This is a genomic window from Psychrobacillus sp. FSL K6-1464, assembly GCF_038003145.1.
Lineage (GTDB): Bacteria > Bacillota > Bacilli > Bacillales_A > Planococcaceae > Psychrobacillus > Psychrobacillus psychrotolerans.
This window is the reverse complement of sequence record NZ_JBBOOP010000001.1, coordinates 2,085,614-2,107,452: the sequence shown is the minus strand read 5'-3', so window position 1 is coordinate 2,107,452 and position 21,839 is coordinate 2,085,614. Positions and strand designations below refer to the sequence as shown.

Annotated in this window: 25 protein-coding genes and 2 riboswitches; of the genes, 21 read left to right on the top strand and 4 right to left on the bottom strand. The window is 36.2% G+C overall.

Translation table 11 applies throughout. The features are described from left to right. The first annotated feature begins 3 nt into the window (after window positions 1–3). The 10 genes from comGC (at window position 4) to pnuC (ending at window position 7,827) form a co-directional block, all read left to right on the top strand. Window positions 4–318 (top strand): competence type IV pilus major pilin ComGC, encoded by a 315-nt coding sequence (gene comGC / locus MKX39_RS10645; protein ID WP_093538404.1) that lies wholly within the window; start codon window positions 4–6, stop codon window positions 316–318. Further along, on the top strand, window positions 311–766 hold the full coding sequence (comGD, locus tag MKX39_RS10640) for a competence type IV pilus minor pilin ComGD (RefSeq protein WP_340769550.1): 456 nt from the start codon (window positions 311–313) through the stop codon (window positions 764–766). Before comGC ends, comGD begins: the two co-directional genes overlap by 8 nt. Next, window positions 756–1,064, top strand: coding sequence for a hypothetical protein (locus tag MKX39_RS10635; RefSeq protein ID WP_340762559.1), 309 nt, complete (start codon window positions 756–758; stop codon window positions 1,062–1,064). Before comGD ends, MKX39_RS10635 begins: the two co-directional genes overlap by 11 nt. Then, window positions 1,061–1,495 carry a competence type IV pilus minor pilin ComGF gene (gene comGF, locus MKX39_RS10630; protein ID WP_340769549.1) on the top strand — a complete coding sequence of 145 codons (435 nt, stop codon included), beginning with the start codon at window positions 1,061–1,063 and terminating at the stop codon, window positions 1,493–1,495. The genes MKX39_RS10635 and comGF overlap by 4 nt, the downstream gene beginning before the upstream one ends. Further along, window positions 1,476–1,673: a hypothetical protein gene (locus MKX39_RS10625; protein WP_340769548.1), complete on the top strand. Its 198-nt coding sequence runs from the start codon at window positions 1,476–1,478 to the stop codon at window positions 1,671–1,673. Before comGF ends, MKX39_RS10625 begins: the two co-directional genes overlap by 20 nt. A gap of 114 nt (window positions 1,674–1,787) precedes the next feature. Next, window positions 1,788–2,300, top strand: a complete 513-nt coding sequence (locus tag MKX39_RS10620) for a shikimate kinase (RefSeq protein WP_093538409.1) — start codon at window positions 1,788–1,790, stop codon at window positions 2,298–2,300. A gap of 116 nt (window positions 2,301–2,416) precedes the next feature. After that, window positions 2,417–2,511, top strand: a riboswitch (glycine riboswitch). A gap of 3 nt (window positions 2,512–2,514) precedes the next feature. Then, window positions 2,515–2,599, top strand: a riboswitch (glycine riboswitch). Window positions 2,600–2,666: 67 nt separating this feature from the next. Further along, on the top strand, window positions 2,667–3,770 hold the full coding sequence (gene gcvT, locus MKX39_RS10615; protein ID WP_093538410.1) for a glycine cleavage system aminomethyltransferase GcvT: 1,104 nt from the start codon (window positions 2,667–2,669) through the stop codon (window positions 3,768–3,770). 24 nt (window positions 3,771–3,794) lie between these two features. Next, the gene (gene gcvPA, locus MKX39_RS10610) at window positions 3,795–5,141 is read left to right on the top strand and encodes an aminomethyl-transferring glycine dehydrogenase subunit GcvPA (RefSeq protein WP_340769547.1); all 1,347 of its coding nucleotides are present in this window, start codon (window positions 3,795–3,797) and stop codon (window positions 5,139–5,141) included. Continuing rightward, window positions 5,134–6,594 carry an aminomethyl-transferring glycine dehydrogenase subunit GcvPB gene (gcvPB, locus tag MKX39_RS10605; RefSeq protein ID WP_093538412.1) on the top strand — a complete coding sequence of 487 codons (1,461 nt, stop codon included), beginning with the start codon at window positions 5,134–5,136 and terminating at the stop codon, window positions 6,592–6,594. The genes gcvPA and gcvPB overlap by 8 nt, the downstream gene beginning before the upstream one ends. A gap of 510 nt (window positions 6,595–7,104) precedes the next feature. Continuing rightward, on the top strand, window positions 7,105–7,827 hold the full coding sequence (gene pnuC, locus MKX39_RS10600) for a nicotinamide riboside transporter PnuC (RefSeq protein ID WP_340769546.1): 723 nt from the start codon (window positions 7,105–7,107) through the stop codon (window positions 7,825–7,827). A gap of 94 nt (window positions 7,828–7,921) precedes the next feature. On the opposite strand, the gene MKX39_RS10595 is transcribed toward pnuC, so the two are convergent. From MKX39_RS10595 to MKX39_RS10585, 3 genes are all read right to left on the bottom strand, one after another. Continuing rightward, on the bottom strand, window positions 7,922–8,335 hold the full coding sequence (locus tag MKX39_RS10595) for a ribosomal maturation YjgA family protein (RefSeq protein WP_340769545.1): 414 nt from the start codon (window positions 8,333–8,335) through the stop codon (window positions 7,922–7,924). Window positions 8,336–8,346: 11 nt separating this feature from the next. After that, on the bottom strand, window positions 8,347–9,621 hold the full coding sequence (locus MKX39_RS10590) for an ATP-binding protein (protein ID WP_340769544.1): 1,275 nt from the start codon (window positions 9,619–9,621) through the stop codon (window positions 8,347–8,349). 64 nt (window positions 9,622–9,685) lie between these two features. Then, window positions 9,686–10,069 carry a rhodanese-like domain-containing protein gene (locus MKX39_RS10585; RefSeq protein WP_340769543.1) on the bottom strand — a complete coding sequence of 128 codons (384 nt, stop codon included), beginning with the start codon at window positions 10,067–10,069 and terminating at the stop codon, window positions 9,686–9,688. 102 nt (window positions 10,070–10,171) lie between these two features. On the opposite strand from MKX39_RS10585, the gene MKX39_RS10580 reads away from it, so the two are divergent. The 5 genes from MKX39_RS10580 (at window position 10,172) to efp (ending at window position 16,049) form a co-directional block, all read left to right on the top strand. Beyond that, window positions 10,172–11,008: a lipoate--protein ligase family protein gene (locus MKX39_RS10580; protein WP_340769542.1), complete on the top strand. Its 837-nt coding sequence runs from the start codon at window positions 10,172–10,174 to the stop codon at window positions 11,006–11,008. Between the two features lie 160 nt (window positions 11,009–11,168). After that, entirely contained in the window at window positions 11,169–13,730 is a 2,562-nt protein-coding gene (locus tag MKX39_RS10575) for a vitamin B12-dependent ribonucleotide reductase (protein WP_093538417.1), read from the top strand. A gap of 185 nt (window positions 13,731–13,915) precedes the next feature. Beyond that, window positions 13,916–14,338 carry a hypothetical protein gene (locus tag MKX39_RS10570; RefSeq protein WP_340769541.1) on the top strand — a complete coding sequence of 141 codons (423 nt, stop codon included), beginning with the start codon at window positions 13,916–13,918 and terminating at the stop codon, window positions 14,336–14,338. Between the two features lie 73 nt (window positions 14,339–14,411). Beyond that, complete coding sequence (locus tag MKX39_RS10565) at window positions 14,412–15,473, top strand: M24 family metallopeptidase (protein ID WP_093538419.1); 1,062 nt, start codon at window positions 14,412–14,414, stop codon at window positions 15,471–15,473. Between the two features lie 15 nt (window positions 15,474–15,488). Next, on the top strand, window positions 15,489–16,049 hold the full coding sequence (efp, locus tag MKX39_RS10560; protein ID WP_093538420.1) for an elongation factor P: 561 nt from the start codon (window positions 15,489–15,491) through the stop codon (window positions 16,047–16,049). Window positions 16,050–16,192: 143 nt separating this feature from the next. On the opposite strand, the gene MKX39_RS10555 is transcribed toward efp, so the two are convergent. Continuing rightward, the gene (locus MKX39_RS10555) at window positions 16,193–16,783 is read right to left on the bottom strand and encodes a GNAT family N-acetyltransferase (RefSeq protein WP_340769540.1); all 591 of its coding nucleotides are present in this window, start codon (window positions 16,781–16,783) and stop codon (window positions 16,193–16,195) included. Window positions 16,784–16,984: 201 nt separating this feature from the next. On the opposite strand from MKX39_RS10555, the gene MKX39_RS10550 reads away from it, so the two are divergent. From MKX39_RS10550 to accC, 6 genes are all read left to right on the top strand, one after another. Next, a complete protein-coding gene (locus tag MKX39_RS10550; protein ID WP_093538422.1) occupies window positions 16,985–17,194 on the top strand; it encodes a SpoIIIAC/SpoIIIAD family protein in 210 nt (69 codons plus the stop codon). Between the two features lie 401 nt (window positions 17,195–17,595). Then, window positions 17,596–18,507: a stage III sporulation protein AE gene (locus MKX39_RS10545; RefSeq protein ID WP_093538423.1), complete on the top strand. Its 912-nt coding sequence runs from the start codon at window positions 17,596–17,598 to the stop codon at window positions 18,505–18,507. A 200-nt stretch (window positions 18,508–18,707) separates the two neighbouring features. Then, entirely contained in the window at window positions 18,708–19,151 is a 444-nt protein-coding gene (locus tag MKX39_RS10540) for a hypothetical protein (RefSeq protein ID WP_340769539.1), read from the top strand. After that, the gene (locus MKX39_RS10535; protein WP_093538425.1) at window positions 19,144–19,674 is read left to right on the top strand and encodes a SpoIIIAH-like family protein; all 531 of its coding nucleotides are present in this window, start codon (window positions 19,144–19,146) and stop codon (window positions 19,672–19,674) included. The genes MKX39_RS10540 and MKX39_RS10535 overlap by 8 nt, the downstream gene beginning before the upstream one ends. Window positions 19,675–19,961: 287 nt before the next feature. After that, entirely contained in the window at window positions 19,962–20,462 is a 501-nt protein-coding gene (gene accB, locus MKX39_RS10530; RefSeq protein ID WP_340769538.1) for an acetyl-CoA carboxylase biotin carboxyl carrier protein, read from the top strand. Between the two features lie 13 nt (window positions 20,463–20,475). Beyond that, window positions 20,476–21,828, top strand: coding sequence for an acetyl-CoA carboxylase biotin carboxylase subunit (accC, locus tag MKX39_RS10525; protein WP_340762550.1), 1,353 nt, complete (start codon window positions 20,476–20,478; stop codon window positions 21,826–21,828). The last annotated feature ends 11 nt before the right edge of the window (window positions 21,829–21,839 follow it).

Genomic DNA, 21,839 nt, shown 5'->3' with positions numbered 1-21,839 from the left:
ATTATGAGAAAATTACTGAAAAATAACAGAGGCTTCACTTTAGTTGAAATGATGATAGTTTTGCTGATTATTTCTGTATTAATTCTTATTTCTATTCCAAATGTAACAAAGCACTCTGCAAGTATCGATGAAAAAAGTTGTCAAGCCTTTGTCAAAATGTTGGAAGGCCAAATTGCGGCATATAAAATGGATCATAAGAAAATACCTACACTAGTGGAACTTGAAGAAGGAGATTATTTACCAGACAAAAACACAAAATGTCCTAATGGGGACAACATTACGATCAATTCCACAACAGGGAAAGTGACTAGTGGCTAACTTCGTACAGTATAAGTTTAAGTCTGACGAGAAGGGATTCACAATAATCGAGATGTTGCTTGTTTTATCAATCGTTATGGTTGTTTCTTCTTCAGTCATTTTATTGTCGGCATCTAAGCTGGAGGAAATGGAGGAAGAGAGATTTTATAAGCAACTGCATTTAGATATCCAGAGAATACAAGCAATCTCTATTGGAGAAAACAAATATACCTATATTTATTTTATTAACAATCGAAGGAATTACCAAGCAAGATCGGCTAATGTTATATTGTTTGAAAAAGAATTACCGAGGAATATGCATTTAGCAGATGAGAGTACGATCAAAACGATTTCCTTTCATCCAAATGGTAATCTTAACAATTTTGGAAACTTATTATTTGAAACAGAAAGAGGGGAGAAGCGAATAACTCTATATATAGGTAGAGGTGTTATAAATTATGAAAAATAGTGAAGGCTTTTCTTGGCCAGAAACAGTTTTATCTTTGAGTATCATATTTATCATTACTACGACAATTTTACCGTTTCTAAATTATATGGTTGTGCATTTAGAAGATAAAAAAAGAGATTATCATTCATCGCTAGTTATGTATGAAGTTTCAAAGATGTATACCGTAGAAAATATGAAAACTGGAGGTATGCAAGTGAATAAGATTATGTATTCATATGAAATTAGTAGCGAATCAATTTGTATAGATTATGATGGGATGCAGGAAAAGAAACATAAATGTGTGTCCCTTATCAAATGAAAATTCGAGATCAGTCAGGATACACTTTACTGGAGGGGATTCTCCATTTAGCAGTATTTATGCTATTCGCTCAGGTAGTGGCTGGCACTATGTGGTGGATGACGAACGCCGAAGCAAATGTGACAGATACGACAGAAACAGAATGGGCTTTGTTCATCCAATATGCAGATTCGTATTTAACCGAAGTAGACTCCATCGCTGTTCATGATAATTCGAAAGGAATTACGATTGAAAAAAATGAAATGAAATACAAATTGGAATCCTATCAAAACGTTATTCGCAAAACAAAAAATATGGACGGTCACGAGCATATGTTAGTTAATATTGAATCTTTTTTTGTTGAAGTGATAGGAAACTCACTACGAATGCGAGTGGTTTTTTTTAATGATGTAGAAAAGGAGCATGTTTTTTATGTCACATATGCTAGGTAATGAAAGAGGAGTATTTTTTCCGGCTGTAGTTATTCTTTTAATGGTTGTGACAATCTTCTTGCTGTCTATTACTGCTGCTTATCAATCCAAATATCAGACGTATACTGCTTTAGAAATGTTTTATACAGGTGCAGCCATCGAAAAAATAGAGCTGTTCCATCGACAAAATTCGCAATAGTTGTTCATAGGGCTATTTTTATAGTTGTAATAAAAAAAGCCACTCACTATAATAAAGAATAACTTGATGGTGTTGCGGCGCCGAGAAAATTGGAATTTAGTGAGTTGGTGAATCATGTATAAGGTATATTTAGTAGGATTTATGGGAAGTGGTAAAAGTGCAATCGGTAGAAGATTGAGCTTTTTCTTAAAAATGCCTTATTACGATATGGATAAGGAAATTGTTAGATTACAAAATAGAACAATCCCTGAGATTTTTGAACAAGAAGGCGAAGCGTACTTTCGAAAAGTAGAGACAGATTTTCTTGAGAATTTCCGAAACGAATCTTGTATCATTTCGACAGGTGGTGGCGTTGCCATGAGCGAAAAAAATATTGAAGTGATGCGAAGAACTGGACTTGTATTATATTTAGATGCCACTTTTGAAGATATTTGGATGAGAATTAAAAACGACAAAAATAGACCGATTGTGCAAAACAGTACAAAGGAAGAATTAGAAAGATTGTATAGAACGAGGAGATGGTTCTATAAAAAGGCTGCACATATTTCAATTCGAACAGAACATAGACCTCTTAGACAAATTACAGAGTATGCAGGATATCAAGTGAATAGGCTTAAAGGCGAATGAAAACGTAATAATATATTTGAAATGTTCGTGTTTTACTAATTTTATCAAAAAGTATTGCTTCTGAATTACTTGAATGTTAGGATATAGACAAAGAGTGAGTTATACAGATATCGCGGATGATTATATGGGGAGAGAACGTACTAGCTGCGTCGCCGAAGGAGCAAGTAATGAAAATTATGAATCTCTCAGGCAAAAGAACTCATATAGGACGCAACTCTGGAGAGCGCTTTCGTTTATCCTACGTAAAGCCACCAAAGAGGAAAGCCATTTTTGGTAAACTTTCAGGTCCCAGGACAGAGAACCCTTGTTTTTCCAAAGGGGTTTTTCTGTCCTTTTTTGTATGGAAATGTGAAGGAGGAGATTATTTTGGCAGAACAGTTGAAACGAACACCTTTATTTGATGTATATGCAAATTACGGAGGAAAGACGATTGACTTTGGAGGTTGGGAGTTACCAGTACAATTCTCTAGCATTAAGGCGGAGCACGAGGCAGTAAGAACGAAAGCGGGATTGTTTGATGTTTCTCATATGGGTGAAATCATCTTAACAGGCACAGATAGTGAAGAATATCTTCAAAAGATTATGACGAATGATGTCTCCAAATTAGTAAAAGGCCAGGCTCAATACACAGCTATGTGTTATAAGGACGGCGGAATAGTCGACGATTTGTTAATTTACAAAATGGATGACAATCATTATCTTCTAGTTGTAAATGCTGGCAATATTGAAAAAGATTTTAACTGGATGCAGGAAAATGCTTCAGGTGATGTAACATTAGTAAATAAATCAGAAGATTATGGTTTACTTGCTTTACAAGGTCCGTCAGCGCAAGGCATTTTACAAAAGCTGACTACTCAAAATTTAGACGAAATAGGATTCTTCCGTTTTGCAAATAATGTCGATGTCGCGGGTAAAGATGTAATTGTGTCTCGAACTGGCTATACAGGCGAAGATGGATTTGAACTATATGCATCTGCAAAAGATTTAACAGACCTATGGAGTAGTATTTTAGATGCTGGAACCGAAGAAGGTATATTACCCTGTGGTTTAGGTGCGCGTGATACTTTACGTTTTGAAGCCTGTTTACCACTGTACGGTCAAGAACTGACAAAAGATATTTCACCACTTGAAGCTAATATCGGTTTTGTTGTGAAACTTAAAAAAGAACAAGACTTCAATGGTAAATCTATATTGCTTGAACAAAAAGAGAACGGTGTACAAAGGAAGAGTATTGGGATCGAAATGATAGATAAAGGAATTCCTCGTACGGGATATCCAGTATTTGTAGATAATAAGCAAATTGGTCATGTAACATCTGGTACACAATCACCTACATTGAAGAAAAATATTGGTTTAGCTTTAATTAACGCAACATTTGCTGAACTTGGGCAAGAGGTCGAAATTGAGATAAGAAATAAACGATTAAAAGCAATTACAATAGCAACTCCGTTTTATAAAAGAGAAAAATAAGACTTAGAAAGAGGTTGTACATTGATGAAGCATCGTTATTTACCAATGACTGAGCAAGATCAAAAAGAAATGTTAGATGTAATTGGCATTTCCGCAATTGATGAATTGTTTGCAGACATTCCTGAAAAAGTTCGTTTTAAAGGTGAGTACAATATTAAACCTGCAAAAGCAGAATCTGCTCTATTGAAAGAATTGAGCCAGCTTGCTGCAAAAAATGCTGACAGTAAACAATATGCTTCCTTTTTAGGTGCTGGTGTTTATGATCATTTCAAGCCAATTATTGTAGATCATGTTATTTCTAGATCAGAGTTTTATACTGCCTATACTCCGTATCAACCTGAAATCTCTCAAGGTGAACTTCAAGCAATTTTTGAATTTCAAACGATGATTTGTGAACTAACAGGAATGGACCTTGCGAATTCTTCTATGTATGACGGTGGTACGGCACTAGCAGAAGCGGGCAACCTTGCTGCAGCTCATACGCGTCGCAAAAAGCTACTCGTATCAGAAGCAACACACCCAGAATATATAGATGTGGTGAAGGTGTATGCAAAAGGACAAAATATTGAAGTAGTTACAGTGCCAATGAAAGATGGAGTAACTGATTTGATAAAATTAGAAGAATTAGTAGATGAGGATACTGCTGGAGTAATGGTTCAATATCCTAATTTCTTTGGACAAATAGAGGATTTAGCAAAAGTAGAGCAATTAACCCATGCGCAAAATGCCTTGTTCATTGTTTCGGCCAATCCGTTAGCGCTTGGTGTCTTAACACCCCCGGGTAAATTTGGAGCAGATATTACAGTTGGAGATGCGCAAGTATTCGGAATTTCCGAAGCTTTTGGTGGTCCACATTGTGGGTTCTTTGCAGTAAGCACTAAGCTTATGCGTAAAGTTCCAGGTCGTTTAGTAGGTGAAACAACAGATGAGGAAGGCCGTCGTGGTTATGTACTAACTTTACAGGCCCGCGAACAGCATATCCGCCGCGATAAAGCTACATCCAATATTTGTTCAAATCAGGCATTAAACGCACTTGCAGCTTCCGTTGCGATGACAGCACTTGGTAAAAAAGGTGTTAAAGAAATGGCAACTCAAAATATTGTAAAAACACATTATGCAAAACAATCCTTTGAAAAAGCAGGATTCGAAGTGCCGTATCAAGGTGCACATTTTAACGAAATTGTTGTAAAAGTAAATGGTTCCGTGGCAGATGCAAATAAAGTACTTCTTGAAAAGGGAATGATCGGTGGATTTGATCTAGGGCGAGTGAACACAGATCTTAAAAACCATGTATTAATTGCTGTTACAGAGCAGCGTACGAAAGAAGAAATAGATGCACTCGTGCAAGAAATGGGGGCTCTTCATGCATAAAGATAATCAACCACTAATTTTTGAAATTACGAAAGAGGGTCGTGTAGGTTATAACCTACCTGAACTAGATGTACCTGAAGTAGATTTATCAACTCTATTACCAGAAGGTATGCAGCGCGTGGAAGAAGCTGAATTGCCGGAAGTATCCGAACTAGATATTATGCGTCATTATACGGCTTTATCTAACCGAAATCATGGGGTGGATACAGGATTCTATCCGCTTGGTTCTTGTACGATGAAGTATAATCCAAAAATTAACGAATCAGTTGCACGTTTCCCTGGGTTTGCGAATATTCATCCATTACAAGATGAGGCTTCTGTTCAAGGCGCAATGGAGTTAATGTACGATCTTCAGGAACATTTGATCGAAATCACTGGGATGGATGAAGTGACACTTCAACCAGCTGCAGGTGCACATGGAGAATGGACTGCGCTCATGATGATTCGTGCATTCCATGAAGCAAATGGGGATACCCAGCGTACAAAAGTAATTGTACCTGACTCAGCGCATGGAACGAATCCTGCTTCCGCAACAGTTGCAGGTTTCGAAACGATTACCGTCAAATCAAATGAGGAAGGCTTAGTAGATTTGGAAGATTTACGTCGTGTAGTAGGTCCAGATACTGCTGCGTTGATGTTAACTAATCCTAATACATTAGGTTTATTCGAAGAAACAATATTAGAATTAGCAGAGATTATCCACGGTGTGGGTGGTAAATTGTATTATGACGGTGCAAACTTAAATGCCGTTATGTCAAAAGCACGTCCTGGAGATATGGGCTTTGACTGTGTTCACTTAAACTTGCATAAAACTTTCACAGGTCCACATGGCGGCGGAGGTCCTGGTTCAGGTCCAGTTGGAGTTAAGGCTGATTTAATACCGTTCTTACCAAGCCCGGTACTCGTAAAAGAGGATGACAAATATACATTTGACTATAACCGTCCGCAAACAATTGGAAGAGTTAAACCATTCTACGGAAACTTCGGTATAAATGTTCGTGCCTATACGTATATTCGTTCAATGGGTCCTGATGGTCTTAAAGCTGTAACAGAGTACGCTGTATTGAATGCAAACTATATGATGAGACGATTAGAGGGACATTTCGATCTTCCTTATAACCGCCATTGTAAGCATGAATTCGTACTAAGTGGTCGTCGCCAAAAGAAATTGGGCGTTCGTACGCTAGATATGGCCAAACGTTTGCTTGACTTTGGTTATCATCCACCTACAATCTACTTCCCATTGAATGTAGAAGAGGGTATGATGATCGAGCCAACAGAAACGGAGTCAAAAGAAACTTTGGATGCATTCTGTGATGCAATGATTCAAATTGCAAAAGAAGTAGAAGAAAATCCAGAAATCGTTCAAAATGCTCCTCATACTACAGTTATTAACCGTTTAGATGAAACAAAAGCTGCGCGTAAGCCGGTATTAAGATATATAAAAGCATAACAGAAAAAGGGTGTGATTCTTCCGGGATCACACCCTTTTAGTTGTATGTATTAGTACTTTCAGTGCTGATAAAACACTTAATATATTTCTAACTATCACACCCAACCTATATTGAGTCCGACTTTTCTTTTCGAGCATGTAAACATATTCCTTTGAAGGACAAACTACTCTATTAAAATATAAAATTCTTATTGTAACTTTATATCCATATACGTATACTATGACTGTAAACTAAAAACTTTACAGGTGTAAAGACAACTATGTTTGATTAGTAATGAAAGAAAACGAAAGGCTCAACTTCTGAGGGTAGTTGGGTTCAGTTTATGTTCATGTTGGTCCTAATCGACGTTGGTAACTCTTATTCTTTATTTAAGTTCTAGTATTGGGTTATTGCTAGAGAAAGAAGAGTATGCTTGCTTTTAGCCTATAAAGGATTAGTTTCGCTTCCGAGTATTCTACGACTTTTACAAGTAGGTATCAGAGGCAAATTTAAACTTTTTGGAGGGTAAGATGAAAAACTGGACGAAATTTGAGCTAGCTTGGCTAGGAGTCTTTACTTTAGTAAATATTTACTTATTTTTTGCATGGGGTGACTCGTTGCTGGGTTTGATTAGCTCTCTGACAGGGATGCTATGCGTTGTTCTAGTAGCGAAAGGGAAAATCAGTAATTATTACTTTGGGATTGTCCAAACTGGAACATATGCATACATATCCTATACATACGGATTATATGGAGAAGCGATGTTAAATGGATTGTTCTACTTTCCGTTGCAGTTTGTTGGAATTTACTTGTGGAATAAAAATAAAGTTGATCAGTCAACAACTGGAGAGGATGTTAAAGTAAAGACTTTAACCAAAATACAGTGGTTTCAGTTAATTGTAATTGCTGTTATAACTTCGGTTCTTTATGCATACTTCCTGCATCTAATTGGAGGTCAACAAGTAAGAATTGATTCAGTTGCTGTCGTGTTATCCATTATTGCTCAAATTTTGATGATTAAACGATATGCGGAACAGTGGGTGCTATGGATTGTCGTCAACGGATTATCCATTGTATTATGGGCTATTACATTATTGCAATCAGGTGGAAACGATTGGTCGATGTTAGTGATGTGGACCGCATTTCTAGTTAACTCAATATACGGATATGTAAATTGGATAAAAATGAGCAAAGAACAAGACGACGTGGGGGGATTAATGGAAAGCGAAAGCAAACTTATATTGGAGGGGTAATATTATTTATCATAAAAAGGCTTGTCAATTAATAATTGGCAAGCTTTTTTTAGGTTATCATAAAAACTTTTCAGCACCTTTAATCGGGGTATACCTAGTGTTTTTGAGCAATAATAGGATAAATCCATTTATCCACTACAAAAGCTATAAAAATACCAATACAATACCGTAGTAGATCTTTTCCAAGAAAACCTTTACCGAGTATTAGAGCACCCAGCAAAGTATCACGTATTGTATTAATCCAATTTGCTTGATACAGCTGACTAAATTCAACTATAAAACAAAAAATAACACTTAGATATAATGCTGCATACTTACTTCTGTGTACAAAGAAAAACCGAAAAAGAAAATACACCATCATTGCCCATACTGTATCACCGGCATGACTTTGGATAAAAGGAGGCAACGTATTAAAATATCTACTACTCAACCCAAGGGCAATAGTGAGTATAACCGCAATTACGTAAAAAATCCTTTTCGGTTCATTGGTAAAATGCAAATTTATCACTCAGTTCTTCATTAGTAGTTAAATCCAATAGAGTTTTCATCATTTTCCCAGTTGTTTTTATTTGATCGATTATTTTGCTTTGTTAGTTCTTCTATTCTCTTCTCGTAATCCAAGTTCCCATCATAGTGCCAGTTTAGCGCAACGGACATATATAGTTCGTTTAACTGGGACATAGACAGCCCTTTAGAAAGCTTGGCCATCTCGTTCACTTGGTCGTCAGAGAGTATTCCTTTGATATCTAGTTTGCGTAAATAATCTTGTCGTACTTTTGCTGTTGGAGAAGGAATTTCATACGCTCGGTCAAAACGGCCAGCACGGTTAATAAGCGCAGGATCAATTTTTTGAGGGTAATTGGTTGTCCCTATGATAAATAGTCCTTCTCTGGATTGGGCGCCGTCTAGGGTGTTTAAAAAGACTGAACGAGTATATTCTGGCATGGAATCTATATCTTCAATTACTAAAATAGCAGGTGCTAGCCTTGTCACAATACCAAATACTTCTTGGATGGAATGACTACCCGTAAACTCTGTAATCTGCCAATAGACAACCGGAGCTTTCGTTGATCCAGTAATTGACTTTACTAAAGTTGTTTTACCATTACCAGGGGAGCCATAAAGAAGAATACCTCGCTTATAGGGAAGTCCATATTCTTTAAAGAAATACCCATCCTGTTTAAAAAATTCATCAATGGAACGAAAAATATCTTGTTTAATACTTTCAGCTAGAAGGACATCGTCTCTACCCACAGCTGCCTGTTCTCCATAATTTCTCCGTTGGACACCATTTTCCGTATCCACCAGATAAGTTACAGACTGCATTAACAATTGTCTTAGCTTTTCGTTAATTTCTTGTAAGAAACTCAAGGCTTGATCTACCGAAGTTGAAAAAAACTGATATTCTGGCCAGGTATTTCCTCCAGAATAGTTAAATGCAAGAGTTAAGGCCACATTATATTGTGGAAAGAAAATAAGGTTGTTTTGAAATGTTTCTACAACTTCTAATTTATTCTCAAAGCTTAATGGAGACTTACTAGATATTTTACGCTGAGCCTTTGCTTCGAAAATAGAACATAGCACTTCGTATGGAAGTAAGCCTTTTTCCATCATATCTAACAAATTTCCCTCCAGTTGAAGAATTGAGTCGCCAATATCAATTGCTTGCCAATCTCCTGTTGCCCGTTCATTCAACGTAGCAATAATTCGTCTTGAAACAATAGCAAAATCATCATAATTTGGGTGAGTGATTCTAAAATCTTCTAAATGAGAAAACAAAATGTGTTTTTGCATCTAAACCCTCCAGATTGTGTGGATGAAAGAAAAAAGGTTCCTCTGTTTAGAAGAACCTTATGTATTACTTAGATTTAACTTTACCTGTCCAAGCTTTGAACCCACCTTGGAGCTGGTATAACTGTGTATATCCTTTTTTCTTTAAAAACATTGCTGCACGCGCACTTCTTGCACCACTTTGATCATACAAGTACACGGGCTTGTCTGGACGAATTTCTTTATAACGCTGACGAAATTGAGTAGAAGGAACATTTCTTGCTCCTAAAATATGTCCACCATCAAATTCTTTTGGTTCACGCACATCAATAAGCTGTGCTTTACGGTAACCCTCAATAAATTGTTCTTGCGTGAGATTGGTTACAGTTTTCTTTAAACGATATGCCGAGATTCCAGCATAGACTAAAAAGGCAACAAGTATAGCGATAACGAAGTACAATAATTCTAACACGGTCTTTCCCCTCTCTATGTTTCCTATTCATTATAAAAGAAGTGCTAGATACAATTCAATCTATTTGATAAAATGATACACGTTGTGAAGGGAGAGATTAAGGTGGAAAAGACAAAATGGTACTTCATAAATTCTGGCCCCTGCAGTCCATCATACAATATGGCGTTGGACGAAGCCTTACTGGATTGGCATAGTGAGGGTCTTATTCCCCCGGTTATTAGATTTTACGAATGGAATCCAGCAACATTATCAATTGGTTATTTTCAAACTGTGGAAAAAGAGATTGATATAGAAGCAGTGAAAAGATTAGGACTTGGTTTTGTGCGTAGACCTACAGGGGGAAGAGGGGTACTTCACGAACATGAACTTACATACAGCGTAATCGTTACAGAGAGTTATCCAAGTATGCCAGCAACTGTAACCGAAGCTTATCGTGTTATCAGTGAGGGTTTACTGCTAGGATTTCAAAATCTTGGTTTAAACGCTTATTTTTCTGTTCCGAATACAGACGAACAGAAAGAAAATTTAAAAAACCCAAAATCAGCAGTCTGTTTTGATGCACCGAGCTGGTACGAATTAGTCGTCGAAGGAAAGAAAGTTGCTGGTAGTGCACAAACAAGACAAAAAGGTGTTATTCTACAACATGGTGCAATATTACTTGATCTTGATGAAGATAAATTAATTCAAACGTTTAAATTCGCTTCAGAAGAGGTAAGAGAGAGAGTGAGAAAAGGCCTATCTCAAAAAGCTGTCTCCATTAACAAAATAATATCAAAACCGGTAACAATGGAAGAATGTAAAACGGCTTTTAAAAATGGATTTGCAGATGCCTTGGAGATAGAATTGGTCGAATATAACTTAACGCAAGAACAGAAGAATTACGTAAAACAACTAGAAGTGACAAGATATGCTAATGATAAATGGAATTATAAAAAATAAAAGTAACAATGTCTTATAGTAAATTCGAAAACTAGGAGTTAGGGATTATATTAATTAATCCTGACTAGTTTCGCTTTACTCTTCAATATATTGTGTCGTATTATAAATGAAACTACTACATGTTGTGTCAATTGCAATTTGTAGAATGGAGGAAGAGTAAATGGTAACAACTAAAAATGAAACGAACCTTACTTTAAATGTTGAAGCGTTAAACAAAGATATCCAATTATTTCCACAAGTACATTCGATTACGGAAGATATGACACTTACACATAAAGGTGTGTCGAGACTTGTCATGATCGATCGTTATTCCTTTAAGGATACGGAAAAGAAAACGTTAAAAGCAGGAGACTTTGTTGTTCTAACAGTTAAAGAAGATCCTAAATTTCCAGCGCGTGGTCTAGGGTATATCGTTTCGATTAACGAACAAGCGAAAACAGCTGAGGTGCAAATCGAGGAAGATTACCGAAGTGCGATTGACGATGCTGCCAAGATCGAATCTGGAATTATTACTCGTCCTTTAAGCGTGATTGAAAAACCTCTTGAAGTATATTACGAGCAAATTGCCAAAAGAAACGCGACAGGACTTGCGTCTGTAGAAAAAACAGAAGAAAAACGGGAAGAATGGTTTGAAAAATTCTACCAACAACTAGTTTCTTTAAAATTCATCCCAGCTGGACGAGTACTATATGGTGCAGGAACGGGAACGGATGTTACTTATTTTAACTGTTATGTGATGCCATTCGTTGCAGATTCGCGTGAAGGGATTAGTGACCACCGCAAACAAGTTATGGAAATTATGAGTCGTGGTGGTGGAGTTGGTACAAACGGTTCTACTCTAAGACCAAGAAATACGTTAGCTCGAGGAGTAAACGGAAAATCATCTGGTTCTGTTTCATGGTTAGACGATATCGCTAAACTAACTCATCTTGTTGAACAAGGTGGTTCTCGCAGAGGTGCACAAATGATCATGCTAGCAGATTGGCACCCTGATATTGCGGAATTTATAATCTCTAAAATGCAAAACCCTCGTATTTTACGTTTCTTGATTGAAAACACAAATGATGAAACGATCAAACAACTCGCGAAGGACAAGCTTAAATTCAAACCACTTACTGTTCAGGAAGAAGCGATGTATCAAGGGATTATCAATTACAAAGCTATTCCAGGTCTAGGTGGATTTAATGCAGAAATCATTCGTGATGCAGAAACAAAATTACGTGATGGCGGAACTTATTCCGTTCATAATTCTGAGTTTTTAACTGGTGCAAATATCTCCGTGACGCTGACGGATGACTTTATGAAAGCAGTAGAAGAAGACAGCGACTTTGACTTGCGTTTCCCGGCAACTGAAGCTTATTCTCCAGAAGAAATGGATTTCTACAACGAAAATTGGCATAAAATTGGCGATGTTCGTGAGTGGGAAAGAATGGGCTATGAGGTTCGAACTTATCGCACAGTAAAAGCGAAAGAACTTTGGAATTTGATCAATATTTGTGCTACTTATTCTGCAGAACCTGGTGTTTTCTTCATCGATAATGCAAATGAAAAAACGAATGCTACAGCATATGGACAAAAAGTTGTCGCTACTAATCCTTGTGGAGAGCAACCACTTGCACCATATTCTGTGTGTAACTTGGCTGCTGTGAATTTAGCACAATTTGCAAACAAAGAAACTAAGACTGTGGACTATGAAGCGTTAAAAGAAACAGTAAGTGTTGGTGTACGTATGCAAGATAACGTTATCGATGCAACTCCATACTTCTTAGAAGAAAACAAAGTACAAGCACTTGGTGAAAGACGTATAGGCTTAGGTGTAATGGGTCTTGCCGACTTGTTAATCTATTGTGAAAAAGAGTATGGTTCAGATGAAGGTAATGTTTTAGTAGATGAAATCTTTAAAACAATTGCGATCGCAGCATATGAAACATCAGCAGAACTTGCTGTAGAACGCGGAAGCTTCCCATTCTTAACTGGTGAGACAGAAGAGGAAACTAATCGCTTGCGTAAGGCATTTACGGAAACAGGATTTATGAGTTCAATGCCAGAAGACATTCGAAATTCTATTTTAGAGAATGGTGTTCGAAATTCTCATTTGTTAACAGTCGCACCTACAGGTTCAACTGGAACAATGGTTGGTGTTTCTACTGGACTTGAGCCGTATTATTCATTCACTTACTATAGAAGTGGTCGTTTAGGTAAATTTATAGAAGTGAAAGCAGACATTGTGCAAGAATATTTAGGTAAAAATGAATCTGCTGAAGAAGAAAATCTCCCAGAATGGTTTGTTACTGCGATGGAACTTGCTCCTGAAGCTCATGCAGATGTGCAATGTATCATTCAACGTTGGATTGACAGTTCTATTTCTAAAACGGTTAACGCACCACGTGGATATACGGTTGAACAGGTTGAAGGAGTGTACGAGCGTTTATATCGTGGTGGAGCTAAGGGTGGTACTGTGTATGTCGATGGAAGTCGCGACTCACAAGTTCTGACGTTAAAAGCAGAGGAAAACACATTAGAAGATCATCCAAAAGAAGAAAGAGTAGAAAAAAGACATGTAGTTTTAATAGATACGATTCAAGATTTACGCTCAACCAATGTAACGATTGGTTCAGAAGTTGGAAATACATGTCCTGTCTGTCGTAAAGGTACTGTGGAAGAAATGGGTGGATGTAACACATGCACCAATTGCAATGCTCAACTAAAATGTGGGCTGTAAAGTACAAAAGCCTTAACAAATTTCACGTGTACTAAGATATGATCGTTCCATGGATCTCATATTTTTCTATAATAATTCTAAAGCACAAGCTGATAAGTTCTCTTATCCCTTGTGCTTTTATTTTGTTGTAATGTTTAATTACTAGTTCTTTCGCTTAAACTATAGGAAAAACAAAGGAGATTTACATGAAAGGATTATCGATTATTACTAGTATGGTTGCGGCAATTGGAACGACCATTCTATTTAAAATGTTGGATTATTTTCAATTCATCAAGTGGAATCCTATCGGATATACGAAAACTTTTCTCTTTTTAAAAGGGACCAATGTTTATTTGAAATGGATTATTTTATTTTTAGTCATCTGGGGAATTTGTTTTCTTCTATACTATTTAGGATTATTATTTATTAAAATTCCAGTTTCCATCACTAGTTTTACCATAGGCCTCATCATTGCGATTGTACTTGAATGGATTATTTTAGATGCAGATTCAATAGAGAAAACGATAAAAAAAATATCGATCCCTTTTATCTGTATTGTTATAGTAGCTGTTCGTTTTATCATGGAATCGGCGATATTTCACTACAAAGATAATCCTCTAGAAAAATGAAAAATTTACCGCCCTCACTTACTATGATAAAATATACAAAGAAGTAATATAGAAAATGAGATGAGGGCTAAAAATGAAACTTAGTAAATTACGTGCAGCACTTGAAGAAAATGGAGTAGACGCTCTGTTAATTACGAATGGTCATAGCATCCGCTACATGACAGGATTCACTGGAACAGCTGGTGTCACAATAATTTCTAAAACAGATGCAGTGTTTATAACAGATTTTCGTTACACAGAGCAAGCCGCGAGTCAGATTAAAGATTTTCGTATAGTACAACATAAGAAAACAATGATGGAAGAAATTGCTACACAAGTAACAGATATGGGGATCAACTCATTAGGATTTGAAAAAAATGATGTGACGTATAGCGATTATGAACTATACAAGCAAGCTGTACAAGTCGATTTAGTGCCACTTTCAGGCCTTGTTGAAAAAATTCGCTTGATTAAGACGGACGAAGAGATTAGTATAATAAAGGCAGCTTGTCGTATTGCTGATGAAGCATATGAGCATATCGTTACTTACATAAAACCAGGTATGACTGAGCTTGAAGTATCGAATGAATTAGAATTTTTCATGCGCAAAAAAGGAGCAACTTCTTCTTCCTTTGATACAATAGTAGCTTCTGGAACACGTTCAGCACTTCCGCACGGTGTTGCTACGGATAAAGTCATTGAAAATGGAGATTTTGTCACATTAGACTTCGGTGCATTATACAATGGGTATATTTCGGATACGACACGTACGTTGGCAGTTGGGGAACCAAGTGATCAATTAAAAGAAATCTATCAAGTAGTCCTTGATTCTCAACTATTAGCTTTAGAAAAAGTTAAACCAGGAATGACTGGTAAAGAAGCAGACGCTATCGCTCGAGATTATATTGCTTCAAAAGGTTACGGGGAAGCATTTGGTCATTCGTTGGGTCATGGGATTGGTTTAGAAGTGCATGAGGGTCCTGGATTGTCATTCCGTTCCGATATCGTTTTGGAGCCAGGTATGGTTATCACGATTGAACCTGGTATTTATCTGCCGAATATTGGTGGAGTCAGAATCGAAGATGATGCTCTTGTGACAGAGAATGGTTTAGAGAAGCTAACGCATTCAACAAAAGAATTACTAATCTTATCTTAATTTGGAGGAAAAATAATGATTTCAGTAAATGATTTTAAAACAGGCTTAACAATTTTAGTGGATGGTGTATTATATCGAGTGCTAGATTTCCAACATGTAAAACCTGGTAAAGGCGCAGCATTTGTACGTTCTAAGTTGAGAAATTTACGTAACGGTGCAGTAAACGAAAAAACTTTCCGCGCTGGAGAAAAAGTGGAAAAAGCACAAATTGATAACTTTAAAATGCAATATTTATATGCAAATGGTGATCAGCATGTATTTATGGATACTGAGTCTTACGAACAAATTGAGTTAAATGAAAACCAAATCGAATATGAATTAAAATTCTTACGCGAAAACATGGAAATACATGTAATTCAATTCCAAGGGGAAACACTAGGAGTAGAATTACCAAAATCAGTTGTTCTTGAAGTAACGGAAACAGAGCCAGGTATCAAAGGAGATACGTCAGGCGGCGGTTCTAAAACTGCTAGTCTTGAAACTGGTTTAGTAGTAACGGTTCCATTGTTTATCAATGTTGGCGATAAGCTAATCATCAATACAGATGAAGGTTCATACGTATCAAGAGCACAATAATTTAAAACTAGATTCGATGAAGGGTCTCACATTTGTGAGGCTCTTTTTTTACAAAAAATAGTAATAAAGATAGGTAAAAATGAGCTAAGAAAAAGGCTTTACTTCTTATTGAAGTAAAGCACGGACGGTAGTTGCACAAGGAACTATTGAATTTTAAGATATTTTTCATAACAAACACATTCATGAATTCGTTGGCTAGATGTTTTAAACTGTTCCATCTCGTCTCCAACATAATGTGCAAATGCATTGACTAAATGGAGTTTAGGAATGTTACTTTGAATTTTATTTTTCATTTCTTTTCCTTCCAAGTAAATATGGTAGTATGAATGCACTTTATGGAACAACATTTTTTCATACCAGTTCCGTACCCAAGGGTCATCTCTAGTCCAAGCTTCAAAACGATTTAGACCGATATTAATTGCTTGCTTTTCCGCTGCATGAAGTAGTTTCTCGCCAATTCCTTGTCGATAATAATCTGGATGAACAGCAATATGCCAAATCATTCCTCCTAAACCTTCTCCTCTTGAACAAACGGTCTTTTCTTCCTTTTCATACTCAACGTCAATGAGTCCAACAATTTGTCCGTTTAATTCTGCAACTAATTCGATTGCAGGATTTTCATAGCTTTCCTTTTTCTTTAAAACATTATCAAAATAAGCTGTATGCAAAAATGATAGCACTCTACATCGAATCCAACCTATTTCATCAGAATCTTTATATGCACGAATGATCAACTAATATATTCTCCCCTTCATACCAAATTTAAGAATTTGTTTGTTTAAGCTAACATCAATACCTCTTAAATAATTCGACTAAGAAAATAAAAACCCTTTCTTTACTAGAATATAGATCTAAGTATTCATCCTCATATGCACTTTTCTTTCATATTACGCTCTACGCTATCATATGTTGTTTGTATGGAAGGGGGAGGCATTGTGGAACTTCACGATGTACTTCGAGTTGCGGGAATTGGTATTTTAATAGCTATTCTTCACTTGTTTTTTGAATCTACTGGCAAAAAGGAATTTGCGTTTTTTTTATTTTTCGTTGGTTATATCTATATGACAATTGAATTATTGCGACTGTTAAAACTTTTCTTTTACGAAATATCTACATTTTTAGAATGGCTTATGATGACGAGTTAGCCTATGATCATTTACATAACAATCATTCTAGCATTTGTGCTATTGCAGCTTATAAAAGAAATTTACCCTCGCATTCATACAATTGTGTATACAATCTACATTTTTCTCTTTTTAACTTATATTTTAACCGTATTTATCATTCCTTTGGTCTCCCAGTATATCAACGTATTACCAACTAATCTATTACCGGTCTTCAAACTACTGACATTCTCAGTCGTACTATTGTTCCTTTCGCAAATAATTGAAGACCTGCTTTTGGACTATGAATATACAAGCCTGGCATCGTTATTTACTTTTACGACCAAAGCTATTTTACTCATTGTCTGGTTGAATCATATGCAACAATTTTACGACAAGTTTATATCAATTTTGGGACTACTCTCTTGAAGGAATGAACAGCTATGGAAGAGATGCTTATGTCTTTAGTGCAACCGGTTAAAGAGGTAGCACAAACTTTTTCGTACATGCTATTATTTGGATTTATCTTTATTTGTCTGGAATGGTTTATCCCGTCTAGCAAGAAATTATTGAAATTGTTATTTATGTTAATAATATGTATCTATTGTTTAGAGCCAGCTATCCGCTCTTTAGAGATGATTCAAGCGATGACAAAAGAATTAGTGACTCTCTTCTTAGGGATTTATCCAATTTTAACGCTAGGGATTGCAGCTTCTGGTGGAGCATTTTTAATAACCTCTTGGAATCCAGCAGTTATGCTATTTGCCTCATTTACTACCGTGTTAGCTGGGAAAATATTAATACCTGCTATAATGGCTGCGTTTATATTTGATTTGATCAGTAGAATTCATCCTCCAACTTCTTTTGCCAAAATGGCTGATCTCATCCGGCTAACTTTAATAGGTTCTACTTCTATTATTCTACTGTTATATAGTATTTTCATGTCCGTCAATGGTGTCATAACATGGTCTGTAAGTGGAACTGTCAATGAGACTGTAAAAAGACTTATACAAAATAATATTCCTTTTGTTGGTTCTTTACTAACAGAAAGTATTAGTACGATGAAAAATTTCTCCTCATCTGCTTCGGTTATAACCGGAAATGCAGTAATTCTATCAGTGCTAATGTTAGTGTCTATTCCAACGATCCAAACAATTCTAATTGCTTTTCTATATCGTTTACTTAGTGCTATTTTGGAACCGTTTGTAGAAGGTAATATAAGTGGATTGTTAGATGACATTGGAAAAACGCTATTTGTACTATCTATTATTTCGGTATTAATCGCGTTTACATTTTTCTTCACAATTATATTAACCATGCTATTTGCAAAACTACTAATAAGTGGGAAAGGATAGTAACCATCGTTACGACACTTCTCTTTGGTATTTTAATAATTGTTCTAGTCGGTGAGTTTCTTTCTATCTTATTGGAGCATACAGATACGGAACGAAATGGATTTCTTGTAAAAATTGCAATTATCTATTGGATTCTGAGCTTTCTCTTCATATAAACAGGTTGTCTTGCATAAAGTATTGTATCCAGCATGAAAAGAAGGGTGAATCAAATTTCATTAAAACAAAAACCCACTTTTCGTTTTGTTGTTATTTGTATAGCTGTCCTTTTCATAAGTCTTCTTTTTTCTGATTTACTCACTCGTGATGAGGGGAAGGTTGTTAAACCCGAAGAAACTGTCAACCAAACTACAGAAAACCTAACTTCGATTTTAGAGAAGATAAACGGAGTGGGCAAAGTTGCAGTGTATTTCCATTACGAAGAGAGCTCTGAAAAGAATGCGGAAAGTGATTTATCATTTTTCCAGTGGACAAGTGAGACTAAAAAGGACAAGGAGAATTTGATTGGAATACTAGTAGTTGCGGAAGGGGCGAACGACAAACGTATACAAAATAGTTTGATAAAAACACTATCATCTGTATTGCAAATATCTCCACATCGAATTGTGATAGAAGAAATGGAATTGGAGGATAAAAAATATGAATAAAAAGAGATCTGTATGGTTTTTAACATTATTTAGTCTAGTTGCAGTAGTAACAGTTTTTTATGTATCGGATCAACCATCACCATTCGATGGAATTGCTTTATTTTCCGATGACACGATAGATGAGGTAGGACTAGTAGAAACGTCATCAACAAATGAGGAATCATTCGTTTCACAGAGCAATGCATTTGAAGAAATGAGAATGGAAGTTACAGAAAAACGTAGTCAATTACGCGATCAGCTAACTACAAAAGTAGGTTCCAATGAATTCACAGCAGAACAAAAAGACGAGGCATATAACAAAATTGAAGAGCTAGTTAAAATAGATTCTACAGAAGCGATGCTGGAGTTAATCATCAAATCATTAGGTTACGATGATGCATTAGTACGAATCGAAGAGAGTGATGTTTTAATAGACGTTGTTTCTAACGAACAATCAACTAAAAAAGCATCTGAGATTATTTATGCAGTGAAACGTGAGTGGCCAAAAGCATATAATGTTGAAGTAAACTTTGATGGCGAGTAAGCTAAATAGTAATTTTGAAGAGTGCCTGAATAGGCGCTTTTTTTTTAATTTAAACCTAAAGGAAGAAAAAATAGTATAAATATGTTTTGAAGTTATTGTTATTGATAAAATAAGCAAAGACTAAAATGTTTTTGAAACCCTCTAACAAAGGACTTTCAATATATTGATAAGGCATCATTTATTTATTATTTCAGAATAATTAGCTCTATCTATTTCAAATTTGCGAAAAAAAGTCTAAAATAGAATATGGAGCTATAAATAATGTAGATTAAAGGGGATTAAACAAAATGAAGATACAAGAAATTAGAGAAATTATTAAACTAGTAGATCAGTCTTCTTTAGATGAATTTTTATACGAATCAGAAGGCACTAAGATTAAATTGAAAAAGAATGAAAAAGGTTTTGTAAATTCTACGAGTGAAACGTTTGAGAGCTCATCTATAATAGAACAACCAAAACAAGTAGAAGTAAAAGCACCAGTCGCTCAAGAAGCACCAAAGCAACAAGATGTAGAAGAAGCTACTACTGAAAGTGTTGTGGATAGTTCATTACATACGATTATTTCACCAATGGTAGGAACATTCTACCAATCTTCATCTCCTGATACAGCAGCATACGTAGAGGTTGGTACGAAAGTATCTGCTGATTCGATTGTTTGTATCGTGGAAGCAATGAAGCTGTTTAATGAAATTGAAGCTGAAATTGACGGGCAAGTAGTAGAAATTCTTGTGAAAGATGGACAATTAGTTGAATATGGTCAACCTCTGTTCCTCGTTAAAGGAAACTAAGAAGGGAGCTAGGATGATGAAAAAAGTACTAATTGCCAATCGCGGAGAAATAGCTGTCCGTATAATACGTGCATGTAAAGAATTAGATATTGAAACAGTCGCTGTATATTCAGAAGCGGATCGGGAAGCGCTTCATGTTCAGATTGCTGATGAGGCTTACTGTATAGGACCAAGACTCTCGAAGGATTCTTATTTGAATTTCTCTAATATTATTACTGTAGCAAAACTTACCGGTTGTGATGGAATTCATCCTGGTTATGGATTCCTAGCAGAAAATGCGGAGTTTGCTGAGCTTTGTGAAGAATGTGATATTAAATTTATCGGACCAACTTCCTCTGCCATTAAAAGCATGGGGATTAAGGACGTTGCAAAAGAAACAATGCAAAAAGCAGGAGTTCCAACAGTGCCTGGATCTAAAGGTATTGTAGAAACGGATGAAGATGCATTGAAAGTTGCAAATGAAATAGGCTTTCCTGTAATTATCAAAGCAACAGCTGGAGGCGGCGGTAAAGGTATCCGTGTTGCAAAAGATGAGGAAGATCTTCTAAATGGCATTAAAATAACTCAAAAAGAAGCAGCCGCGGCATTTGGTAATCCTGGTGTTTACTTAGAGAAATACATTGAAATATTCCGTCATGTAGAAATACAAGTGTTAGCAGATGGTCATGGAAATGCAGTTCACTTAGGTGAGCGAGATTGTACCGTGCAGCGTCGTATGCAAAAGCTAGTGGAAGAAGCCCCTTCTCCTGCGTTGTCAGAAGCGCTTCGTGCAGAGATGGGTGAAGCAGCTGTAAAAGCCGCACTTGCTGTTGGATATGAAAGTGCAGGCACTGTAGAGTTTATCTTTGATCATATAGCTCAAAAATTCTACTTTATGGAGATGAACACACGTATTCAAGTGGAGCATCCTGTTACAGAAATGATTACAGGCGTGGATCTTATCAAACAAATGCTCTTAGTGGCATCTGGCGAAAAGTTGCCATTCGAACAAAAAGATATTAAACTTAATGGATGGGCAATTGAATGTCGTATCAATGCAGAAAACCCTTCTAAAAACTTTATGCCTTCACCAGGATTAGTTGAATTTTACTTGCCTCCAGGTGGATTAGGAGTTCGGGTAGATTCAGCTGTATACCCAGGTTATACGATTCCCCCGTTTTATGATTCAATGGTTGCAAAGCTTATTGTCCATGCAGCAACTAGAGAAGAAGCAATTGCTAAAATGAAACGTGCACTAAGTGAATTTGCGATTGAGGGAGTCGAAACTACTATTGGATTCCATTCGAAGCTCATGAATCATGAAGTATTTAAGTCAGGAGATTTTGATACGAAATTCTTAGAAAAATATGATGTAATGAATTCATAATAAGGAGTGAA

Coding starts and splice junctions, on each gene's coding strand:
- MKX39_RS10565 (WP_093538419.1), top strand. CDS start 14,412: ATGAAACTTAGTAAATTACGTGCAGCACTTGAAGAAAATGGAGTAGAC.
- MKX39_RS10545 (WP_093538423.1), top strand. CDS start 17,596: ATGGAAGAGATGCTTATGTCTTTAGTGCAACCGGTTAAAGAGGTAGCA.
- pnuC (WP_340769546.1), top strand. CDS start 7,105: ATGAAAAACTGGACGAAATTTGAGCTAGCTTGGCTAGGAGTCTTTACT.
- accB (WP_340769538.1), top strand. CDS start 19,962: ATGAAGATACAAGAAATTAGAGAAATTATTAAACTAGTAGATCAGTCT.
- accC (WP_340762550.1), top strand. CDS start 20,476: ATGATGAAAAAAGTACTAATTGCCAATCGCGGAGAAATAGCTGTCCGT.
- gcvPA (WP_340769547.1), top strand. CDS start 3,795: ATGAAGCATCGTTATTTACCAATGACTGAGCAAGATCAAAAAGAAATG.
- MKX39_RS10635 (WP_340762559.1), top strand. CDS start 756: ATGAAAAATAGTGAAGGCTTTTCTTGGCCAGAAACAGTTTTATCTTTG.
- MKX39_RS10625 (WP_340769548.1), top strand. CDS start 1,476: ATGTCACATATGCTAGGTAATGAAAGAGGAGTATTTTTTCCGGCTGTA.
- MKX39_RS10590 (WP_340769544.1), bottom strand. CDS start 9,621: ATGCAAAAACACATTTTGTTTTCTCATTTAGAAGATTTTAGAATCACT.
- MKX39_RS10570 (WP_340769541.1), top strand. CDS start 13,916: ATGAAAGGATTATCGATTATTACTAGTATGGTTGCGGCAATTGGAACG.
- MKX39_RS10575 (WP_093538417.1), top strand. CDS start 11,169: ATGGTAACAACTAAAAATGAAACGAACCTTACTTTAAATGTTGAAGCG.
- gcvPB (WP_093538412.1), top strand. CDS start 5,134: ATGCATAAAGATAATCAACCACTAATTTTTGAAATTACGAAAGAGGGT.
- comGC (WP_093538404.1), top strand. CDS start 4: ATGAGAAAATTACTGAAAAATAACAGAGGCTTCACTTTAGTTGAAATG.
- MKX39_RS10620 (WP_093538409.1), top strand. CDS start 1,788: ATGTATAAGGTATATTTAGTAGGATTTATGGGAAGTGGTAAAAGTGCA.
- comGF (WP_340769549.1), top strand. CDS start 1,061: ATGAAAATTCGAGATCAGTCAGGATACACTTTACTGGAGGGGATTCTC.
- efp (WP_093538420.1), top strand. CDS start 15,489: ATGATTTCAGTAAATGATTTTAAAACAGGCTTAACAATTTTAGTGGAT.
- MKX39_RS10535 (WP_093538425.1), top strand. CDS start 19,144: ATGAATAAAAAGAGATCTGTATGGTTTTTAACATTATTTAGTCTAGTT.